The sequence below is a fragment of the Roseateles sp. GW821-FHT09H10 genome, from assembly GCF_059415865.1.
The window spans coordinates 85,287-103,126 of the sequence record NZ_JBWKOB010000009.1 but is presented as its reverse complement, the minus strand read 5'-3'; the positions used below and the strand labels follow the sequence as shown (position 1 = coordinate 103,126).

The window sequence follows — 17,840 nt, the reverse complement described above, 5'->3', positions numbered from 1 at the left end:
CGTGGCGGTTGACCCGGCACGCATCGCCGTCCCCTCGGGGGACCGACCGGGCACGCCCGCGTTCAGCGCGGCGAGACTGGGCGAGGGGCTCGCGGCTCATGCGTGCAGCTCCGGCGCGGCCAGGCGGCGCAGAGCCAAGCCATCGGCGTTGAACACATACAGGGCCTCGGCCGGCAGGTGCAGGTCCAGGGCCTGGCCGCTGCGCAGGCGGTCGCAGCCGTTGCGGCCTTCGAACTGGCAGGTCAGCGGCTCTTCCAGGCCGGGGTAGGGGCAGTAGGCGAAGGTGATGCCGCCCAGCGACTCGACAAAGGCCACCGTGCTCTGCAGTAGATTGCCGGCGCCGCCCTGGCGGATGTGCTCGGGTCGCACGCCCAGGGTGACCTTGTCGCCCACCTTGGCGGCGCTGCCGTCGACCTTGGCCTGAAGCACCACGCCGCTGCCGTCCAGCTTCACATCCACATGGCCCGCCTCGACGGCGACCAGTTCGCCCGCGATGAAGTTCATCTTGGGGCTGCCGATGAAGCCCGCCACAAAGAGGTTGCGCGGGTGCTCGTAGAGCTCCAGCGGCGAGCCGACCTGTTCGACCTTGCCGGCCGACAGCACGACGATGCGGTCGGCCAGCGTCATGGCCTCCACCTGGTCGTGGGTCACGTAGATCATCGTGGTCTTGAGATCCTCGTGCAGCTTGGCGAACTCGTAGCGCATGCGCACGCGCAGCGCGGCATCGAGGTTGGACAGTGGCTCGTCGAACAGGAAGACATCGGGCTTGCGCACGATGGCGCGGCCGATGGCGACACGCTGGCGCTGGCCGCCGGACAGGTCCTTGGGCTTGCGGTCCAGCAGGTGTTCTATATGCAGGATCTTGGCGGCGCTGCGCACGGCCGTCTCGATCTCGGCCTTGGGCACCTTGGCCAGCTTCAGGCCGAAGGCCATGTTGTCGTACAGATTCATATGCGGGTAGAGCGCATACGACTGGAAGACCATGGCGATGCCGCGCTCGCTGGGCGGCACGTCGTTGACGACACGGCCGCCGATGGTCAGCTCGCCGCCGGTGATCTCTTCCAGGCCGGCGATGGAGCGCAGCAGCGTGGACTTGCCGCAGCCCGAGGGGCCGACGAAGACCATGAACTCGCCGTCGCGGATCTCCAGGTCGATGCCATGAAGGATGCGGATGTCGCCATAGGCCTTCTCCACGCCGGTCAGTCGAACGTCTGCCACTTCTAACCTTTCAGTCGCCGGGCGTCCTGTTGCTGAACTACGCCGGCTTGTCTCGTCGGGAGACGGCTAAATTTCTCTTGTTTGGCCGTCTTTGTAGACAATATACATTTGTGGAGCGCCGACAACAACAGCGACTACCCGCCTGAATCTTCACGAAACCCTTATGGATCAACGGTTTGCAAAACGTCTCGGGTTTTCCCGATGTAGTCAAACTACACAACGACTCGTGAGTGGTCGATACTTCAGCCATCGCTGCCTGTCCGGTAGCATTCTTGCCCTCGTTGCCGGGGGCTGGCACTGATGAACACCCCAACCCGTCTGCCCGTTCAACGCAAGCCTGCCGCAAAGGCCTCCACCGCGATGAAGAAGCCGTCTGCCCTCACTGCCGAAGACAAGGCCCTGCGCGCCGCCTTCGAGACCGCCTACGAGCGCGAGCTGTCCCAATCCAGCCATGGCGCCACGCCCCAGGCGGCCCTGCATGCCGCGGCCATCGCCTGCCGCGAGACCCTGGCCCGCCGCTGGGCCAGGACGCAGGCTGCCGACGCCCAGCGCGGCGACAAGGCGCCTGTGCGCCGCGTGCACTATCTGTCGATGGAATTCCTGATGGGCCGTGCGCTGTCCAATGCGCTTGCTGCCCTCAAGCTGGTCGATCCGCTGGAAGCCAAGCTGGCCGAGCACGGCACCACCTTGGGCGATGTGCTGGAGCGCGAGCCCGATGCAGCCCTCGGCAATGGTGGCCTGGGCCGTCTGGCCGCCTGCTTCCTGGACAGCTTTGCCGAGTTGGAGCTGCCGTCCTTCGGCTACGGCCTGCGCTACCGCTATGGCACCTTCGCCCAGGTCATCAGCCAGGGCCGCCAGCTGGAGCAGCCCGACGACTGGACGCGCGACTCGCCCGCATGGGAGCTGCCGCGCAATGATGTGCGCTTCCATGTCGGCTTCGGCGGCCGCGTCGAGGCCGATGCCTCCGGCGTGCGCCGCTGGATGCCGGCCGACAGCATCGAGGCCCAGGCCTTCGACTTCGTCGTGCCCGCCCACCACAGCGACCGCGTCTCCACGCTGCGCCAATGGCAGGCCACGGCCGCGCCCATCGCCTTCAAGCCCTTCTGCGAGGGCGACTACGCCCGCGCCGCCCGCCACCAGGTGCTGGCCGATGCGCTGAACTGGGTGCTCTATCCGGACGACAGCACCGAGGCCGGCCGCGAGCTGCGCCTGAAGCAGGAGGCCTTCCTCGTCAGCGCCTCGCTGCAGGACCTGATCGCCCGCCATCTGCGCGAGTTCGGCTCCCTGCACAACCTGGGCAAGACCAACGCCATCCACCTCAACGATACGCACCCGGCCCTGGCGCCCGCCGAGCTGATGCGCCTGCTGCTGGACGAGCATGGCCTGGGCTGGGACGAGGCCTGGAAGATCACCCGCCAGGCGGTGGCCTACACCAACCACACGCTGATGCCCGAGGCGTTGGAGACCTGGCCGGTGCGCATGTTCGAGAACCTGCTGCCGCGTCATCTCGAGATCATTTACGAGATCAACCACCGCTTCCTCGAAGAGGTGCAGGCGCGCTTCCCCGGCGACCACGCCTTCGCCGCGCGCGTGTCCCTCATCGACGAGGGCAGCCACGGCCATGGCGAGCGTCGCGTGCGAATGGCCGCCCTCGCGCTGGTGGCCTCGCATCGCGTCAACGGCGTGGCCGCGCTGCATTCCGAACTGATGGTGCAGACCATCTTTGCCGACTACGCCCGCATCTGGCCGGACCGCTTCCACAACGTCACCAACGGCGTCACACCGCGGCGCTGGCTGCAGCAGGCCAACCCGGCCCTGTCCGGGCTGCTGGACAGCCGCATCGGCGAGGGCTGGCGCAAGGACCTGGCCGAGCTGAGCGAACTCGCCCCCCTGGCCGCCGACCGCGAGCTGGGCGAGGAGTTCCTGACGGTCAAGCGTGCCAACAAGGAACGCCTGGCCGCCGTCATCCGCCGCGAGCTGGGCATCTCGGTCAATGTCGACAGCCTGTTCGACATCCAGATCAAGCGCATCCACGAATACAAGCGCCAGCTGCTCAATCTGCTGCACGTCGTCGCCCGCTACCAGGCCATCCGCGACAACCCCGATGCCAACTGGGTGCCACGCACCGTCATCATTGCCGGCAAGGCCGCTTCGGCCTACCAGATGGCCAAGAGCATCGTGCGCCTGGCGCATGACGTGGCCCGCGTCATCAACAGCGACCCGCGCGTGGGCGACAAGCTCAAGCTCGTCTTCCTGCCCAACTACAGCGTCACGCTGGCTGAAAGCATCATTCCGGCGGCCGACCTGTCCGAGCAGATCTCGACGGCCGGCACCGAGGCCTCGGGCACCGGCAACATGAAGTTCGGCATGAACGGCGCGGTCACGATCGGCACCTGGGACGGCGCCAACATCGAGATGGCCGAGGCCATGGGCGTGGAGAACATGTTCGTGTTCGGCCTGCGCGCCGATGCCGTCGCCAAGATCAAGCAGCTGGGCTACGACCCGCGCCTGTATGTCGAAGAGAATCGCCAGCTCAAGCGCGTCATCGATGCCATCGCGGCGGGCGTCTTCAGTAACGGCGATACCGAGCGCTATCGGGCGCTGGTCGACAGCCTGCTGCAACGCGACGTCTACCTGCTGATGGCCGATTTCGCCGATTACGTCGCCACCCAGGCCAAGGTCGATGCGCTGTTTGCCGACCGCGCTGCCTGGGCCGAGCGAGCCCTGCGCAATATCGCCGGCATGGGCCCGTTCTCGTCCGATCGCACGATCGCCGAGTACGTGGACCGGGTCTGGTCCGTGAAGAGTTTGAATAGCTGACGATGCTGAACGACGCCGACGTTGATTCCCTGCTGGCGGGCCGCCATGCCGATCCTTTCGGCCGGCTGGGCCTGCACGCGGATGACAACGGTCGGCTCTGGGTGCGCGTGCTGCTGCCGGGTGCCGCGGAAGTGGCCCTGCTGGATGCCGGCAGCCAGAAACGCATCGTCGAGCTGGAGCAGCGCCGCGCGGGCTTCTTCGAGGCCATGGTGCCGCGCCGCAAGCACCGCTTCGACTACCGCCTGGCCGTCAAATGGCTGGGGGGCGGGGAGGGCGCTGAGGGGGTGTACGCCGACCCCTATGCCTTCTACCCCCAACTGGCCGACGAGGAGCTGAAGGCCTTTGCCGAGGGCCGCAACTTCCGCCCCTGGCTGAGCCTGGGCGCCCACCTGGTCCGGCATGGCGACGTCAGCGGTGTGCGCTTCGCCACCTGGGCGCCGAATGCCAGGCGCGTCAGCGTCGTCGGCAGCTTCAACAACTGGGACGGCCGCCGCCACCCGATGCGCCTGCGCCACCAGGCCGGCGTGTGGGAGATCTTCGTGCCGCATGCGGGCGAGGGCGACCTCTACAAGTTCGAGATCGTCAACGGCAACGGCCAGCTGCTGCCGCTGAAGGCCGACCCCTATGCCCGCCGTGCCCAGCTGCGGCCCGAGACGGCCAGCATCGTCGCGGCCCTGCCCGAGCCCACACCGCTGCCGCGCCAGCGCGAGCGCGCCAACCGCCGCGAGTCGGCCATCAGCGTCTACGAGGTGCATGCGTCTTCATGGCGCCGCGGCGTCTCGGGTGAGTTCCCGACCTGGGACGAGCTCGCCGACCAGCTGCCCGCCTATGCGGCCGACATGGGCTTCACGCATCTGCAGCTGATGCCCATCAGCGAGCATCCCTTCGACGGCTCCTGGGGCTACCAGACGCTGGGCATGTACGCGCCAAGCGCCCGCTTCGGCCCGCCTGAGGGCTTCGCCCGCTTCGTCAAGGCCTGCCACGACCAGGGCCTGGGCCTGCTGCTGGACTGGGTGCCGGCGCACTTCCCGGCCGACCCCCACGGCCTGGCCGAGTTCGACGGCACGCGCATCTACGAATATGCCGATCCCAAGGAAGGCTTCCACCGCGACTGGAACACGCTGATCTACAACTTCGGCCGCACCGAGGTGCGCCAGTTCCTGATCGGCAGCGCCCTCTACTGGATCGAGCGCTGGGGTGTGGACGGCCTGCGCGTGGACGCCGTCGCCAGCATGCTCTACCGCGACTACTCGCGGCCGGCCGGTGAATGGATTCCCAACATCCGCGGCGGCCGCGAGAACCTCGAAGCCATCTCCATGCTGCGCGAGATGAACGAGCATGTCGGCGAGATCGAGGGGGCCCTCAGCGTGGCTGAGGAAAGCACCAGCTTCCCCGGTGTCTCGGCGCCCACCTATGCCGGCGGCCTGGGCTTCCACTACAAGTGGAACATGGGCTGGATGAACGACACCTTGCGCTACATGGCCGAGGACCCGATCAACCGCCGCTGGCATCACGACAAGATGACCTTCGGCCTGATCTACGCGTTCAGCGAGAACTTCATGCTGCCCATCTCGCACGACGAGGTCGTGCACGGCAAGGGCAGCATGCTGGCCAAGATGCCGGGCGACGACTGGCAGAAGTTCGCCAATCTGCGCGCCTACTACGGCTTCATGTGGGGCCACCCGGGCAAGAAGCTGCTCTTCATGGGCCAGGAGTTCGCCCAGCGCCAGGAGTGGAATCACGAGGAAAGCCTGCCCTGGGGCCTGCTGGAGGACGACCGCCACGCCGGCGTGCAGCGCCTGGTGCGCGACCTCAACAAGCTGTACCGCGATCACTCGGCCCTGCACCGGCTCGATTGCGACCAGGGCGGCTTCGAGTGGATCAGCGCGCATGACGCCGAGCACTCCATCTACGCCTGGGTGCGCCGCGACGGCACGGGCCGCATGGTGCTGGTCGTCGTCAACATGACGCCGGTGCCACGCGAGGGCTACTCGCTGGGCGTGCCCGACGGCGTGACGGCCTGGAAGGAAGCGCTGAACACCGATTCCGCCTATTACGGCGGCAGCAATATGGGCAACGGCGTTGCCGCCGCCGGCCTGCCGGTGCAGGCGCATCCTGCGCATGGCAAGCGCCTGTCCATCACGATCAATCTGCCGCCGCTGGCCACGCTTTTCTTTGTTCCGATCTGAGTCTGTAGTCCATGGCTCATCTGCCTGATCTGCAACCCGGCTGGCACGAGCCGCTGGGAGCGCTCGCCCGCGACGGCGGCGTCAACTTCGCCGTCGCCAGCGAGAACGCGACGCGCATCGAGCTCTGCGTTTTCGACGGCGAAGGCCAGCGCGAGCTGCGCCGCTACGAGTTGGTAGGCCCGCATGACGGCGTCTTCCACGGCTTCCTGCCCGGCGTTGGCCCCGGCCTCGTCTATGGCCTGCGCGCCCATGGCCCCTATGCGCCCGAGCAGGGCCATCGCTTCAATCCGCACAAGCTGCTGCTGGACCCGTATGCGCGCGAGATCGTCGGCCACTTCGGCTGGCGGGCCGAGCACCATGGCTATGAGCTGGGCCACCCGGATGGTCCGAGGTCTCTGGACCATCGCGACAACGCGACCCAGGCGCTGAAGGCCCGCGTGGCGCCGCCGCCGGTGGCTCATGCGCGCGCCCACCAGCCGCGCCGCGCACCTGCCGAGGTCGTGCTCTACGAGGTCCACGTCAAGGGCTTCTCCAAGCTGCTGCCGGGCGTGCCGGACGACCTGCGCGGTACCTATGCCGGCCTGGCCCATCCGGCCGCCATCGCTCATTTCAAGCGGCTGGGAATCACGACGCTGTCGCTGCTGCCGGTGCACTACTGCATCGACGAGCCTCACCTCGCCGAGCGCGGCCTGCACAACTACTGGGGCTACAACACCCTGGGCTTCTTCTGCCCCGACCCGCGCTGGGCGAATGCGGCCCATCGCCACGACCCCACCGCGGTGACGAGCGAGTTCCGCCGCATGGTCGATGCGCTGCACGCCGCCGGCCTGGAGGTCGTGCTCGACGTGGTCTACAACCACACGCCCGAGGGCAACGAGTTCGGCCCGACGCTGAGCTTCCGTGGCCTGGACAACACCACCTGGTACCGGCTGGTGGCCGACGACAAGAGCCGCAACGAGAACCTGACCGGCTGCGGCAACACCGTCAACTGCGCCCATCCGCGCGTGACCCAGTTCGTGCTGGACTCGCTGCGCTACTGGGTGGCCGAGATGGGCGTCGACGGCTTCCGCTTCGACCTGGCGCCGGTGCTGGGCCGCACCAACCATGGCTACGAGCCCAACGCCGCCTTCTTCACGGCGCTGAGGCAGGACCCGGTGCTCGCCGGCGTGCACCTGATCGCCGAACCCTGGGACGCCGCCTACGACGGCTACCAGGTCGGCCGCTTCCCCGGCCGCTTCCTGGAATGGAATGACAAGTTCCGCGACGCGGTGCGCGGCTACTGGCTGGGCGCCGGCCCGGGCGTGGGGCGGGGTGAGCTGGCGCGGCGCTTCATGGCCTCCAGCGACGTCTTCCATCACGGCCAGCGCCTGCCGACGGCCTCGGTCAACTTCGTTGCCGTGCACGACGGGTTCACGCTGGCCGACCTGACCAGCTTCAGCACCAAGCACAACCACGCCAACGGCGAAGAGAACCGCGATGGCCGCGACGGCGAGCTGGCCGCCAACTTCGGCGCCGAGGGCCCGACCGAGGACGCCGCCATCAACGCCACCCGCGAGCGCGTGCGCCGCGCGCTGCTGGCCACGCTGCTGCTGGCCCAGGGCACGCCCATGCTGTGCGCCGGTGACGAGATCGGCAATGGCCAGGGTGGCAACAACAACGCCTATTGCCAGGACAACGCCATCACCTGGCTGAACTGGGATCAGGCCGAAGGCCGCACGACCGAGCTGGTCGCGCAACTGCTGGCCCTGCGCGCGAGCGAGCCGCTGCTGCGCCATCCGCGCTGGTTTGCCGCCGGCCCGGGCGAGGCCAGCATCGCCTGGTATGCGCCCAGCGGCCACGAGATGACGCCGCATGACTGGCACGACGCCGGCCAGCGTGCCTTCGGCGCCCAGCTGCGCGAGGCCGGCGCCAGCGCGCCGCGGCTGATGATCGTCTTCAACCCCGACCCGGCGCCGCTGCCCTTCCTGCTCTGCAACGGGCCCTGGCAGCTGGTGCTGGACAGCAGCGGCGAATCCGCCGCGCCCCTCGTACTTCCCGGCCAGCCGCTGAACGTGCCGGCCCGTTCCCTCCTCGTCCTGAGGCATCAATGAACCTGAACCAACGCTCCTCGGGTGTGCTGCTGCACATCACCTCGCTGCCCGGCCCCCACGGCATGGGCGACTTCGGCCCCGACGCCTACCGCTTTGTCGACTGGCTGCAGTCGGCCGGCCAGAGCGTCTGGCAATTGCTGCCGACAACGCCCATCGGCCCCGGCGACTCGCCCTACCAGGGCGTGTCGGCCTTTGCCGGCAGCCAGTGGATGGTGGCCCTGGAGCCGCTGATCGCCAAGGGCTGGCTGGCCAAGCCCAGCGTTCCCGCCTTCAACGGCGGCCTCATCAACTACGGCGAAGTCACGCCCTGGCGCGAGCAGCAGCTGCGCGCCGCGGCGAAAGGCTTCTTCGCCAACGCGGCGGATGCCGACCGCATCGCTTTCGCCAAGTGGTGCCTGGAGGCGCAGAGCTGGCTGGACGACTATGTGCTCTTCATGGCCATCCGCTCGCCGCTGAACGGCCAGCCCTGGTGGGAATGGAGCGAAGGCCTGAAGAAGCGCGAGCCCTCGGCACTGGCCCAGGCGCGCAAGGACTACGCCGACGAGATCGCCTTCTGGCAGTTCGTGCAGTGGCAGTTCGACGTGCAGATCGGCGCTTTGAAGGCCTATGCCAACGAGCGCGGCGTCCACATCATGGGCGACCTGCCCATCTTCGTCGCCCACGACAGCGCCGACTGCTGGTCGCGCCCCGATCTGTACTACCTCGACAAGGACTTCCAGACCACCGTCGTCGCCGGCGTGCCGCCCGATGACCTCGGCCCGCTGGGCCAGCGTTGGGGCAACCCGCTGTACCGCTGGGACAAGATGGCCGCCGAGGACTACGCCTGGTGGACGGCGCGCGTTCAACGGGCGTTGACCCAGGCCGACGTCTTCCGCATCGACCATTTCCGCGGCTTTGCCGGCTATTACGAGATCCCTGGCGACAGCCCCGACGCCAAGCGCGGCGAATGGAAGACCGGCCCCGGCATGGCGCTGTTCGACGCCATCAAGAAGGCGCTGGGCCCGTTGCCCATCGTGGCCGAAGACCTGGGCTTCATCACCGACGACGTGCACGAGCTGCGCGACGGCTGTGGCTTCCCCGGCATGAAGATCCTGCAGTTCGCCTTCGGAGCCGAGGGCGACCACGAGTTTTTGCCGCATATGTGGACGCCCGCCTCGGTGGCCTACACCGGCACCCACGACAACGACACCGTGCGCGGCTGGTGGAACCAGGCCAAGCCTCGGGAGCGCGCCTTTGCCGGCTCCTATCTCGCCTGCGGCGAGCACGATGTGCACTGGGCCATGATCCGTGCCTGCGCCAACTCGGTGTCCAACATGGCCGTCTACCCGCTGCAGGACGTGCTCGGCCTGGACAGCCACCACCGCATGAATGTCCCCGGCGTGCTGGGCGGCAACTGGGGCTGGCGCTTCCACTGGGGCATGCTGGGCAGCGAGCCCGCGCGCGTGCTCGGCCTCATCACCGCGGCTTCCGGCCGCGGGCCGTTCGAGCTGCTGCGACTGCCTTGAGCACCGCTTCGCCGCATGAACAGAGGGCTCCGTGAGGAGCCCTTTTTCATTGGCGCCGAGGTCAGCGCGAGATCTCGAGGATCAGCGGGCTGCGGGCTGGGACGGTCAGCGTGTTGCCCAGCTTGAACTCCCGGCCGCCCATCACGTCGCGGGCGGAGTCGCCGGCGGCGATGCGCTCGGCGAAGCGGCCCAGGGCCAGTTCCACCGGCTTGGTCCCCTTGTTGAGCACCACCATCACGGTGCGCCCGCCGCCGTAGCGGAAGAAGACATAGCAGCCCTCCAGCGGCGCGTACTGCATCAGCGCGCCGTCATGGATGGCGGCTGCACCCTTGCGCCAGTTGAAGAGGCGGCGCGTCCAGTCCTGCATTTCGCGCTGTTCGGCGCCCAGCCCTGCACCGGTGAAGGCGTTGATCTTGTCGCCTGCCCACCCGCCGGGCATGTCGGCGCGCACGCGGCCGTCGTCGCGCTCGACGGGGCTCTGCATCAGGATCTCGCTGCCGTAGAAGAGCTGCGGGATGCGCCGCGTCGTGGCGAGGTAGGCCAGCGCGATCCTGCTCAGGCCGGCGTCGTTCTTCAGCAGCGAGAACAGGCGCGGCGTGTCGTGATTGCCGTCGAAGAGGACGAGATTGGACGGGTCGGGGTAGACGAAGTCATGGGCCAGGCCCTCGTAGAGCTTGGTCAGGCCGGTGTGGGCGCCGTCGTTCTCGGTGAGCGCGGCCAGCAGGTTGGACTGCAGCGGGAAGTCCATCAGGCTGGGCGCATACGAGACATAGCCGTCATGGTTCTTCTTGCCGCGCTGCCAATAGGCCACGACGGCCGGATGTGGGCTCCATTCCTCGCCGACGATGTTCAGCCGCGGGTACTCCTGCATGACGCGGGCCGACCAGCGCGACAGGAACTCGCGGTCCGAGTAGGAATAGGTGTCGGTGCGAATGCCCGACAGGCCGAAGCGCTCGACCCACCACAGCGTCATCTGGGTCAGATAGGTGGCCAGCTCGGGCCGGCGCTGGTTCAGATCGGGCATGCCGGGCACGAACCAGCCGTCGGTGAAGCGCTTGCGGTCGCTGGCCGAGGCATAGGGATCCTGCAGCGTCATGCGCGCGTGATGGGTCTCGGTGTACTGGGGCCAGGCGTTGACCCAGTCGGGCGCCGGCAGGTCCTTCATCCACCAGTGGCCGCTGCCGATGTGGTTGAGCACGACGTCCTGGATGACGCCGACGCCCTGGGCGCGGGCCTCGGTCACGAAGGCGCCGAAGTCGTCGTTGGTGCCGAAGCGCGGGTCGATGCGATAGAAGTCGGTCGCCGCATAGCCGTGGTAGCTGTATTTCTCGCTGTTGTTCTCGACCAGGGGCGTCGGCCAGACCTGGGTGAAGCCCAGGCCGGCGATATAGCCGAGGTGCTTGCGCATGCCGGCCAGGTCGCCGCCGTGGCGGCCGCCGTGGTCGGCGCGGTTGCTGCCCTCCTTCATGTCGGCCTGCTGGCCGCTGCCTGCCTTGGCGAAACGGTCGGGCACGACGAGGTAGATGGCGTCCTGGGGCCCGAAGCCCCGGCGCTGGGCGGAGCCGGGCGCGCGGGCCAGCAGGGCATAGCGCAGCGTGTGGCCGCCCACCGTCAGGGTCAGCTCGCCAGGCTGGGCTTGCGGGCCGATGTCGAGGTCGACGAAGAGGTAGTTGGCGCTGGTCGCGCGGTGGCTGCCCTTCAGCGTCACGCCAGGGTAGGGCGCCAGCACCGGCTGGGCGTCGGCGATGCCGGCGCCATGCAGCATCAATTGCAGGGAGGTGTCGCGCATGCCGGTCCACCAGTTCGGCGGTTCGACATGCTGCAGGCCGGCGGCCATCGTGTTCAGGCTCATCAACAGGGCTGTTGTTGCGGTCATCAGGGTGATCAGGATCTTGTTCATCGCGCGTCCAGTCGGTAGAGGCGCAGGGACAGGGGCGGCAGCGTCGCGCTGGCGGCGGCGGCCTTGGGATGCAGGGGGCGGGCGCCCTTGGGCAGCTCGAGCCTGGCCGGCGTGTCGCCGTAGTTGATGGCGACCAGCACGCGCTCCTTGCCGTGCACGCGTTCGAAGCGCCACACCAGGCCATCGACGCGGTCGGCCTCGTAGCGGCCCAGGGTCAGCGCGGGCGATGCGCGGCGCAGCGCGATCAGCTCGCGATAGAAGTTGAACAGCGAGCCAGCCTCGCGCGCCTGGGTCTCGGCGTTGTTGCGGCTGCGATTCAGGGCCAGCGGGCGGAAGGGCTTGTCGCTGCTGCTGAAGCCGCCGGCCGCGGTCCAGCTCATCGGCGAGCGCAAGGGGGCGTCGTCGTTGGCGTCCTGGGTGTCGATGCCGGCCTGGCCGATCTCCTCGCCGTAGTAGACGAAGGGCGTGCCCGGCAGCAGCAGGTAGCTGGCGGCCGCGAGCCGGTAGCGGGCCTCGTCGCCATGCAGCTGGTCCCACAGGCGTCGGCCGGTGAAGATGTCGTGGTTGTGCAGGAAGGTCGCCATCTCAGGCGCCATGGTCCGGTAGTAGTCGGCCATCTTCCGCACCGCGGCGGCCTCGCCCTTGGCCGCCTTGACGATCTCGTAGTTCTGGTTGAACGCGAAGGCGCCGCCGCACAGCTCGGGCTTGCCGTAGGCTATGGGCTCGGCCGTGGCTTCGCAGACGACATAGCGGCTTGGATAGCTCTTGATGAGGTCCTGGAAGCGCTTGGTCAGCTGGCGGCTTTCGGGCTGGTCGTTCCAGTCCTTGGCGTTGTTCTCGATGAAATGGGGCACGGCATCCAGCCGGTAGCCGTCCAGGCCGCGGTTGAGCCAGAAGCGCAGCGAGTCCTCGTGGTACTTCACGACCTCGGGGTTGCGCATGTTGAAGTCGGGCATGTGGGGCCCGAAGGTGCCGAAGAAGATGTCGGGCGAGCCGGGCTTGAAGGGCGGCAGGTCTTTCAGCTCGCCCGTCCAGGTCCAGGGCTGGGTGGCGGCGTCGTACCAGGGCACCTTGCCCCAGATGTCCCAGCCGGGGCCGGGGTTGGGGTTCCAGACGAACCAGCTGCGCCAGGGGCTGTTGCGGTCGGCCACCGCCTGCTGGAAGGGCGGGAACTGCCAGGACGCGTGGTTGATGACGTAGTCCATGACGATGGCTATGCCGCGCTTGTGGGCCTCGCGGATCAGCTCGTCGAAATCGGCCAGGGTGCCGTACTGCGGCTCGATGCTGCGGTAGTCGGTCGTGGCATAGCCGTGGTCGTGATCCGAGCTGGCCGTGATGGGCATCAGCCACAGGCCGCTGATGCCGAGCTTCTTCAGGTAGTCCAGCCTGCGTGTGAGGCCGCGCAGGTCGCCGATGCCGTCGCCATTGCTGTCCTGGTAGCCGCGCACGAAGACTTCCATGAAGACGCCGTGCTGCCAGTTCGCGGGCAGGGTGCTGGCGCGTGGCTCGGCGGGCACCGGGCGGGTGTCGATCTGGGCTTGCGCCACGGCGGCGGTGGCCAGGGCAAGGGAGAGCAGCAATCGCTTGGGCATGGCGTTCAGCGGGTGGTGGTGTAGACGCGCAGTGACTGCGCGGGCACGGTGATGCGGGCTTGGCCGCTGGCGTCGCTGGATGCGTTGGGGGCGCCGGCGGGATGGGCGGCTTGCAGCGTCGCGTTGACGGGCAGGCTCGTCAAGCCGGCCTCCACGGCGGTGTTGCCGAAATTGATGAGCACGACGGCCGCCTGCGTCGCGGTGCGGCGTTGAAAGGCCAGCAGCGCGCCGCTGGCGCTGGCGTTCGCATAGTCGCCGTCGCGCAGAGCGGGCAGGCCCTTGCGCAAGGCCAGCAGGGCGCGGTAGTGCAGCAGCAGGGAGTCCGGATCGGCCAGCTGGGCCGCCACATGATGGGTGGCGGCATTGGCGGCCAGCGCCCGGTAGGGCGTGCCGGTCGTGAAGCCCGCGCTGGCGCCGCTGCCCCAGGCCATGGGCGTGCGGATGGCCGCGTCGCCGCTCAGCGAAGTGGCGCCGCGCAGGCCGATCTCCTCGCCGTAGTAGATGAAAGGCGTGCCCGGCAGCAGCAGATAGGCGCTGGCGGCGAGCTTGAGCTGGGCGAGGTTGGCGCCGAGCTGGTCGGCCGGGCGCAGGCCGGCGAAGCTGTCATGGTTGGACAGCATGGGCGCCATGCCCGGCGTCGCCGTCTTGAAGTAGCTGGCCAGACTGGCGACCGAGGCGGCCTGGCCGCGCGCCGAGCCCATCAGCGCGTTCTGCAGGTCGAAGGCGAAGGCGCTGCCACAGGCCGCCGGCGCAGCGAAGCCCTGCGGGTCGGCCGGGGCCTCGCAGACCATGTAGCGCCGCGCATAGCCGTTCAGCAGCACGCGCATCTCGTTCATCAGCGTGTAGTTGCGCGGCTGGTTCTCCCAGGCGCCGGGGCCGTTCTCGACGAGGTTGCCGACGGCGTCGAACCGGAAGCCGTCGACGCCGCGGTTCAGCCAGAAGCGCAGCGCGTTCTTGTGGAAGTCGACAACCTCGGTCTTCAGCAGGTTGAAGTCGGGCATCTGCTCCCAGAAGGGCGCGAAATATGCCCCATTGGAGGCACCGTTGGCCGTGGTGCGCCAGGGATTGGCGCCGTAGATGCTCCAGCCGGTGGGGGCCGGGTTTTGCCAGACATACCAGTCGCGCCAGGGGTTGGTGGCCGAGTCCTTGGCGTTGACGAACAGCGGGTGCTGGCCGGCGCTGTGGTTGATGACGTGGTCGATGATGACGCCGATGCCGCGGGCATGGGCCTGCTGGATCAGCTCGTCCATGTCGGCCAGCTTGCCGTAGGCGGGTTCGATGTCGCGGTAGTCGGCCACCGCGTAGCCGTGATCGCCGTCCTGGCTCTTGGTGACGGGCATCAGCCACAGGCCGCTGACGCCGAGGTCCTTCAGATAGTCCAGCCGGCTGATCAATCCGCGCAGGTCGCCGATGCCGTCGCCGTCGCTGTCCTGGTAGCTGCGCACGAAGATCTGCATGAAGGCGCCGCGCTGCCAGGCTTCGGGCAGGGGGCTGCCGGGATCAGCGACGGCGACGTTGCTGACGTCGGGCGCAGGCAGCGGCGCCGGTGCGGGCGCAGGGGCCGGGGCCGGGGCCGGCGCGGGAGCAGGCGAGGGCGCCGGGCTGCCCGATCCCCCGCCACCCCCACAGGCCACAAGGGCCGACAGCGCAAGCGCGGCCAATGAAGTTCTGCTGGATAGTCGATTCATGTAATCAAACTACTTCAATGTTGAGGCCGAGCATAGCGAGCTGCCACAGTGGAGCGCTAGAGGGATTTCAATGAATGTAGTTTTGCTACCATCCTGAAAACATGAAGGAGACCTTGATGCCGACCCCTTCCACGCTGTCCATGCTGGTGGGCCTGAGCCTGATGGCCGGCGCCGCGCGCGCGGCCGATCTCGATGACTGCAATGCCGAGGTGCCGGTGCCTGCAGCTGCGGCGCGGGTTGCGTCCGAGGCCTATTGGCTGGATGCGCGCGGCCTGCAATGGCCGGGGCTGAAGCTGCAGCCCGGCGAGCGCGTGCGCCTGCATCACGCCCGCGCGGCAACGCTGCGCGCCAGCGTCGGCGAGGCGGTGACGGGCGCCGATGGTGCGGTCGAACTGCAGTCCAGCACGGCGCCGCTGCCGGCGAGATTCCGCTTCATCGGCGACGGCCCACGCTTCGCGGTCGCGGGAGTGGATGTGGCCCAGTTGCTGCGCAGCCAGGCCCTGCTCGTCCACGAGGCGGCGGATGGCAAGGTCATTGCAGCCACCGGCCTGCAGATTCCCGGCGCCCTGGACGATCTCTATGCCGCCGCCGAGCAGGCCAACGACCTCGGCAGCCACCCCGCCAAGGCTGGCACCCGCTTCGCCGTCTGGGCGCCGACGGCCCAGCGCGTCGTGCTGTGCCGCCATGCCGGCCCCGAATCGCCCGCGACGGCAGTCGACGCGATGCGCTTCGATGCCGCGACCGGCGTCTGGCGCGCGGACCTGGCCGGGAACCTGAGCGGGCAGGCCTACCGCTACCTCGTCGACGTCGTCACGCCCACGCATGGCCGCGTGCGCAACGTCGTCACCGATCCCTATTCGGTCGCGCTGACAGCCGACTCGCGGCTCAGCGTCGTCGCCGACCTCGCCTCGCCGGCCCTCAAGCCCAAGGGCTGGGATGCGGCGCCGCGACCGGCGCGCGTGAAGGCCGCCACCGACCAGCTCATCTACGAGCTGCATGTGCGCGACTTCTCCATCACCGACGCCACGGTCCGCCCGGCCTGGCGCGGCAGCTACCTGGGCTTCACCGAGCCGGCCTCCAACGGCATGAAGCATCTGAAGGCCCTGGCCAAGGCTGGCATGACCGACGTGCACCTGCTGCCCGTCTTTGACCTCGCCAGCGTGCCCGAACGCGGCTGCAAGACACCGGCCGTGCCCAGCGCAGCAGCCGACAGCGAGGCCCAGCAGGCTGCGGTCATGGCCGTGGCCGCTGAGGACTGTTTCAACTGGGGCTACGACCCCTGGCACTTCAACGCCCCCGAGGGCGGTTTCGCGACCGACCCGCTCCAGCGTGTGGTGGAGTTCCGCCAGATGGTGATGGCCCTGCACCAGGCCGGCCTGCGCGTCGGCATGGACATGGTCTACAACCACATGGCCGCGGCCGGCCAGGCCCCCAAGTCGGTGCTGGACAGGCTGGTGCCCGGCTACTACCACCGCCTCAGCGCCAAGGGCGAGATCGAGCGCTCCACCTGCTGCGACAACACGGCCACCGAGCACCGCATGATGGCCAAGCTGATGATCGACTCGGCGGCCCTGTGGGTGCGCGAGTACAGGATCGATTCCATGCGCTTCGACCTGATGGGCCACCAGCCGCGCGAGGCCATGGAGCGCCTGCAGAAGCGCGTCGACGCCGAGGCCGGCCGGCCCGTGCAATTGCTGGGCGAGGGCTGGAATTTCGGCGAGGTGGCCCATGGCGCGCGCTTCGTGCAGGCCTCACAGCTGAGCCTGAACGGCAGTGGCATCGGCTCCTTCAGCGACCGCGCCCGCGACGCGGCGCGCGGCGGTGGTGCCGGCGAGGGCGGTGACGACAGCGTGCGCCGTCAGGGCTGGCTCAACGGCCTGGTCTATGCGCCGAATGCGCTCGCGACCTCAACCCCGGCCCGGCCCGAGCAGTTGCTGAGTGCTGCAGACATGATCCGCGTCGGCCTGGCCGGCTCCCTGCGCGGCTATGAGCTGACGACGTGGCGGGGCGAGAAGAAGCGCCTGGACGCCATTCCCTATGGCGACCAGCCGGCGGGCTTTGCCTCCGAGCCCGGCGAGGTCGTCAACTACGTGGAGAACCACGACAACCAGACCCTGTTCGACGTCAACGCGCTGAAGCTGCCGCTGGCCACCTCGCGCGAGGACCGCGCCCGCGTGCAGATGCTCGGTGCGGCCCTCGTCGCCTTCAGCCAGGGCGTGGCCTATTTCCATGCCGGCCAGGACATCCTGCGCAGCAAGAGCATGGACCGCAACAGCTATGACAGCGGCGACTGGTTCAACCGGCTGGACTGGACCTACCAGAGCAACCATTTCGGCACCGGCCTGCCGCCCAGGCAGGACAACTACGGCAAGGACGGCCGCGACTGGGAGCTGGCGAAGGAGCGGCTGGCGGATGCCTCCATCGCGCCGGGTCCGGCCGAGATCGCCTGGGCCCGCGATGTCTTCCGCGACCTGCTGAAGGTCCGTGCCAGCACGACGCTGCTGCGGCTGCCGAACGCGGCGGAGATCCAGAAGCGCGTCAGCTTTCCCGGCAGCGGCGCGGGCCAGAACCCCGTGCTGATCGCGACCCGCATCGATGGGCGCGGCTTGAAGGGCGCGGGCTTCAAGGCGGTGATGACGCTGGTCAATGTGGCGCCGACGGCGCAGACCTTGAAGCTGCCCGAGGAGGCGGGCGCGGTGTGGCGTCTGCACCCGGTGCAGCGCGGCGCCAGGGCGGCGGATCAGCGCGTGGCACTTGAGGCCAAGTCAGCGTCAGGTGTGTTCCAGGTGCCGGCGCGCAGTGCGGTGGTATTCGTGAAGGAGTGAGCCAGAACCCTGT

9 protein-coding genes are annotated in these 17,840 nt (G+C 68.5%); 5 read left to right on the top strand and 4 right to left on the bottom strand.

The annotated features are described in order from the left end of the window. Positions 1–96: 96 nt before the first annotated feature. A complete protein-coding gene (locus AC07OY_RS28735) occupies positions 97–1,218 on the bottom strand; it encodes an ABC transporter ATP-binding protein (RefSeq protein ID WP_495046032.1) in 1,122 nt (373 codons plus the stop codon). A 360-nt stretch (positions 1,219–1,578) separates the two neighbouring features. Here AC07OY_RS28735 and AC07OY_RS28730 point away from each other — a divergent pair, with 360 nt between their 5' ends. From AC07OY_RS28730 to malQ, 4 genes are read left to right on the top strand one after another with little or no spacing between them, the layout of a single operon-like run. Further along, positions 1,579–4,038: a glycogen/starch/alpha-glucan phosphorylase gene (locus tag AC07OY_RS28730; protein WP_495046031.1), complete on the top strand. Its 2,460-nt coding sequence runs from the start codon at positions 1,579–1,581 to the stop codon at positions 4,036–4,038. 2 nt (positions 4,039–4,040) lie between these two features. After that, entirely contained in the window at positions 4,041–6,227 is a 2,187-nt protein-coding gene (gene glgB / locus AC07OY_RS28725) for a 1,4-alpha-glucan branching protein GlgB (protein ID WP_495046030.1), read from the top strand. Between the two features lie 11 nt (positions 6,228–6,238). After that, positions 6,239–8,317 carry a glycogen debranching protein GlgX gene (gene glgX, locus AC07OY_RS28720; RefSeq protein WP_495046029.1) on the top strand — a complete coding sequence of 693 codons (2,079 nt, stop codon included), beginning with the start codon at positions 6,239–6,241 and terminating at the stop codon, positions 8,315–8,317. Next, complete coding sequence (gene malQ / locus AC07OY_RS28715; RefSeq protein ID WP_495046028.1) at positions 8,314–9,822, top strand: 4-alpha-glucanotransferase; 1,509 nt, start codon at positions 8,314–8,316, stop codon at positions 9,820–9,822. The genes glgX and malQ overlap by 4 nt, the downstream gene beginning before the upstream one ends. A 61-nt stretch (positions 9,823–9,883) precedes the next feature. On the opposite strand, the gene AC07OY_RS28710 is transcribed toward malQ, so the two are convergent. From AC07OY_RS28710 to AC07OY_RS28700, 3 genes are read right to left on the bottom strand one after another with little or no spacing between them, the layout of a single operon-like run. Beyond that, the gene (locus tag AC07OY_RS28710; protein ID WP_495046027.1) at positions 9,884–11,722 is read right to left on the bottom strand and encodes a glycoside hydrolase family 13 protein; all 1,839 of its coding nucleotides are present in this window, start codon (positions 11,720–11,722) and stop codon (positions 9,884–9,886) included. Continuing rightward, on the bottom strand, positions 11,719–13,314 hold the full coding sequence (locus tag AC07OY_RS28705) for an alpha-amylase family glycosyl hydrolase (RefSeq protein ID WP_495046026.1): 1,596 nt from the start codon (positions 13,312–13,314) through the stop codon (positions 11,719–11,721). The genes AC07OY_RS28710 and AC07OY_RS28705 overlap by 4 nt, the downstream gene beginning before the upstream one ends. A gap of 5 nt (positions 13,315–13,319) precedes the next feature. Then, a complete protein-coding gene (locus AC07OY_RS28700) occupies positions 13,320–15,002 on the bottom strand; it encodes an alpha-amylase family glycosyl hydrolase (protein WP_495046025.1) in 1,683 nt (560 codons plus the stop codon). Between the two features lie 116 nt (positions 15,003–15,118). Between AC07OY_RS28700 and pulA the strand changes: the two genes are divergently transcribed. Further along, entirely contained in the window at positions 15,119–17,827 is a 2,709-nt protein-coding gene (gene pulA, locus AC07OY_RS28695; RefSeq protein WP_495046024.1) for a pullulanase-type alpha-1,6-glucosidase, read from the top strand. Positions 17,828–17,840 lie beyond the last annotated feature (13 nt).

Excerpts from the sequence above, each read along its gene's own strand:
- AC07OY_RS28705 (WP_495046026.1), bottom strand. The coding sequence starts at position 13,314 with ATGCCCAAGCGATTGCTGCTCTCCCTTGCCCTGGCCACCGCCGCCGTG.
- malQ (WP_495046028.1), top strand. The coding sequence starts at position 8,314 with ATGAACCTGAACCAACGCTCCTCGGGTGTGCTGCTGCACATCACCTCG.
- AC07OY_RS28700 (WP_495046025.1), bottom strand. The coding sequence starts at position 15,002 with ATGAATCGACTATCCAGCAGAACTTCATTGGCCGCGCTTGCGCTGTCG.
- glgX (WP_495046029.1), top strand. The coding sequence starts at position 6,239 with ATGGCTCATCTGCCTGATCTGCAACCCGGCTGGCACGAGCCGCTGGGA.
- pulA (WP_495046024.1), top strand. The coding sequence starts at position 15,119 with ATGCCGACCCCTTCCACGCTGTCCATGCTGGTGGGCCTGAGCCTGATG.
- AC07OY_RS28710 (WP_495046027.1), bottom strand. The coding sequence starts at position 11,722 with ATGAACAAGATCCTGATCACCCTGATGACCGCAACAACAGCCCTGTTG.
- AC07OY_RS28730 (WP_495046031.1), top strand. The coding sequence starts at position 1,579 with ATGAAGAAGCCGTCTGCCCTCACTGCCGAAGACAAGGCCCTGCGCGCC.
- glgB (WP_495046030.1), top strand. The coding sequence starts at position 4,041 with ATGCTGAACGACGCCGACGTTGATTCCCTGCTGGCGGGCCGCCATGCC.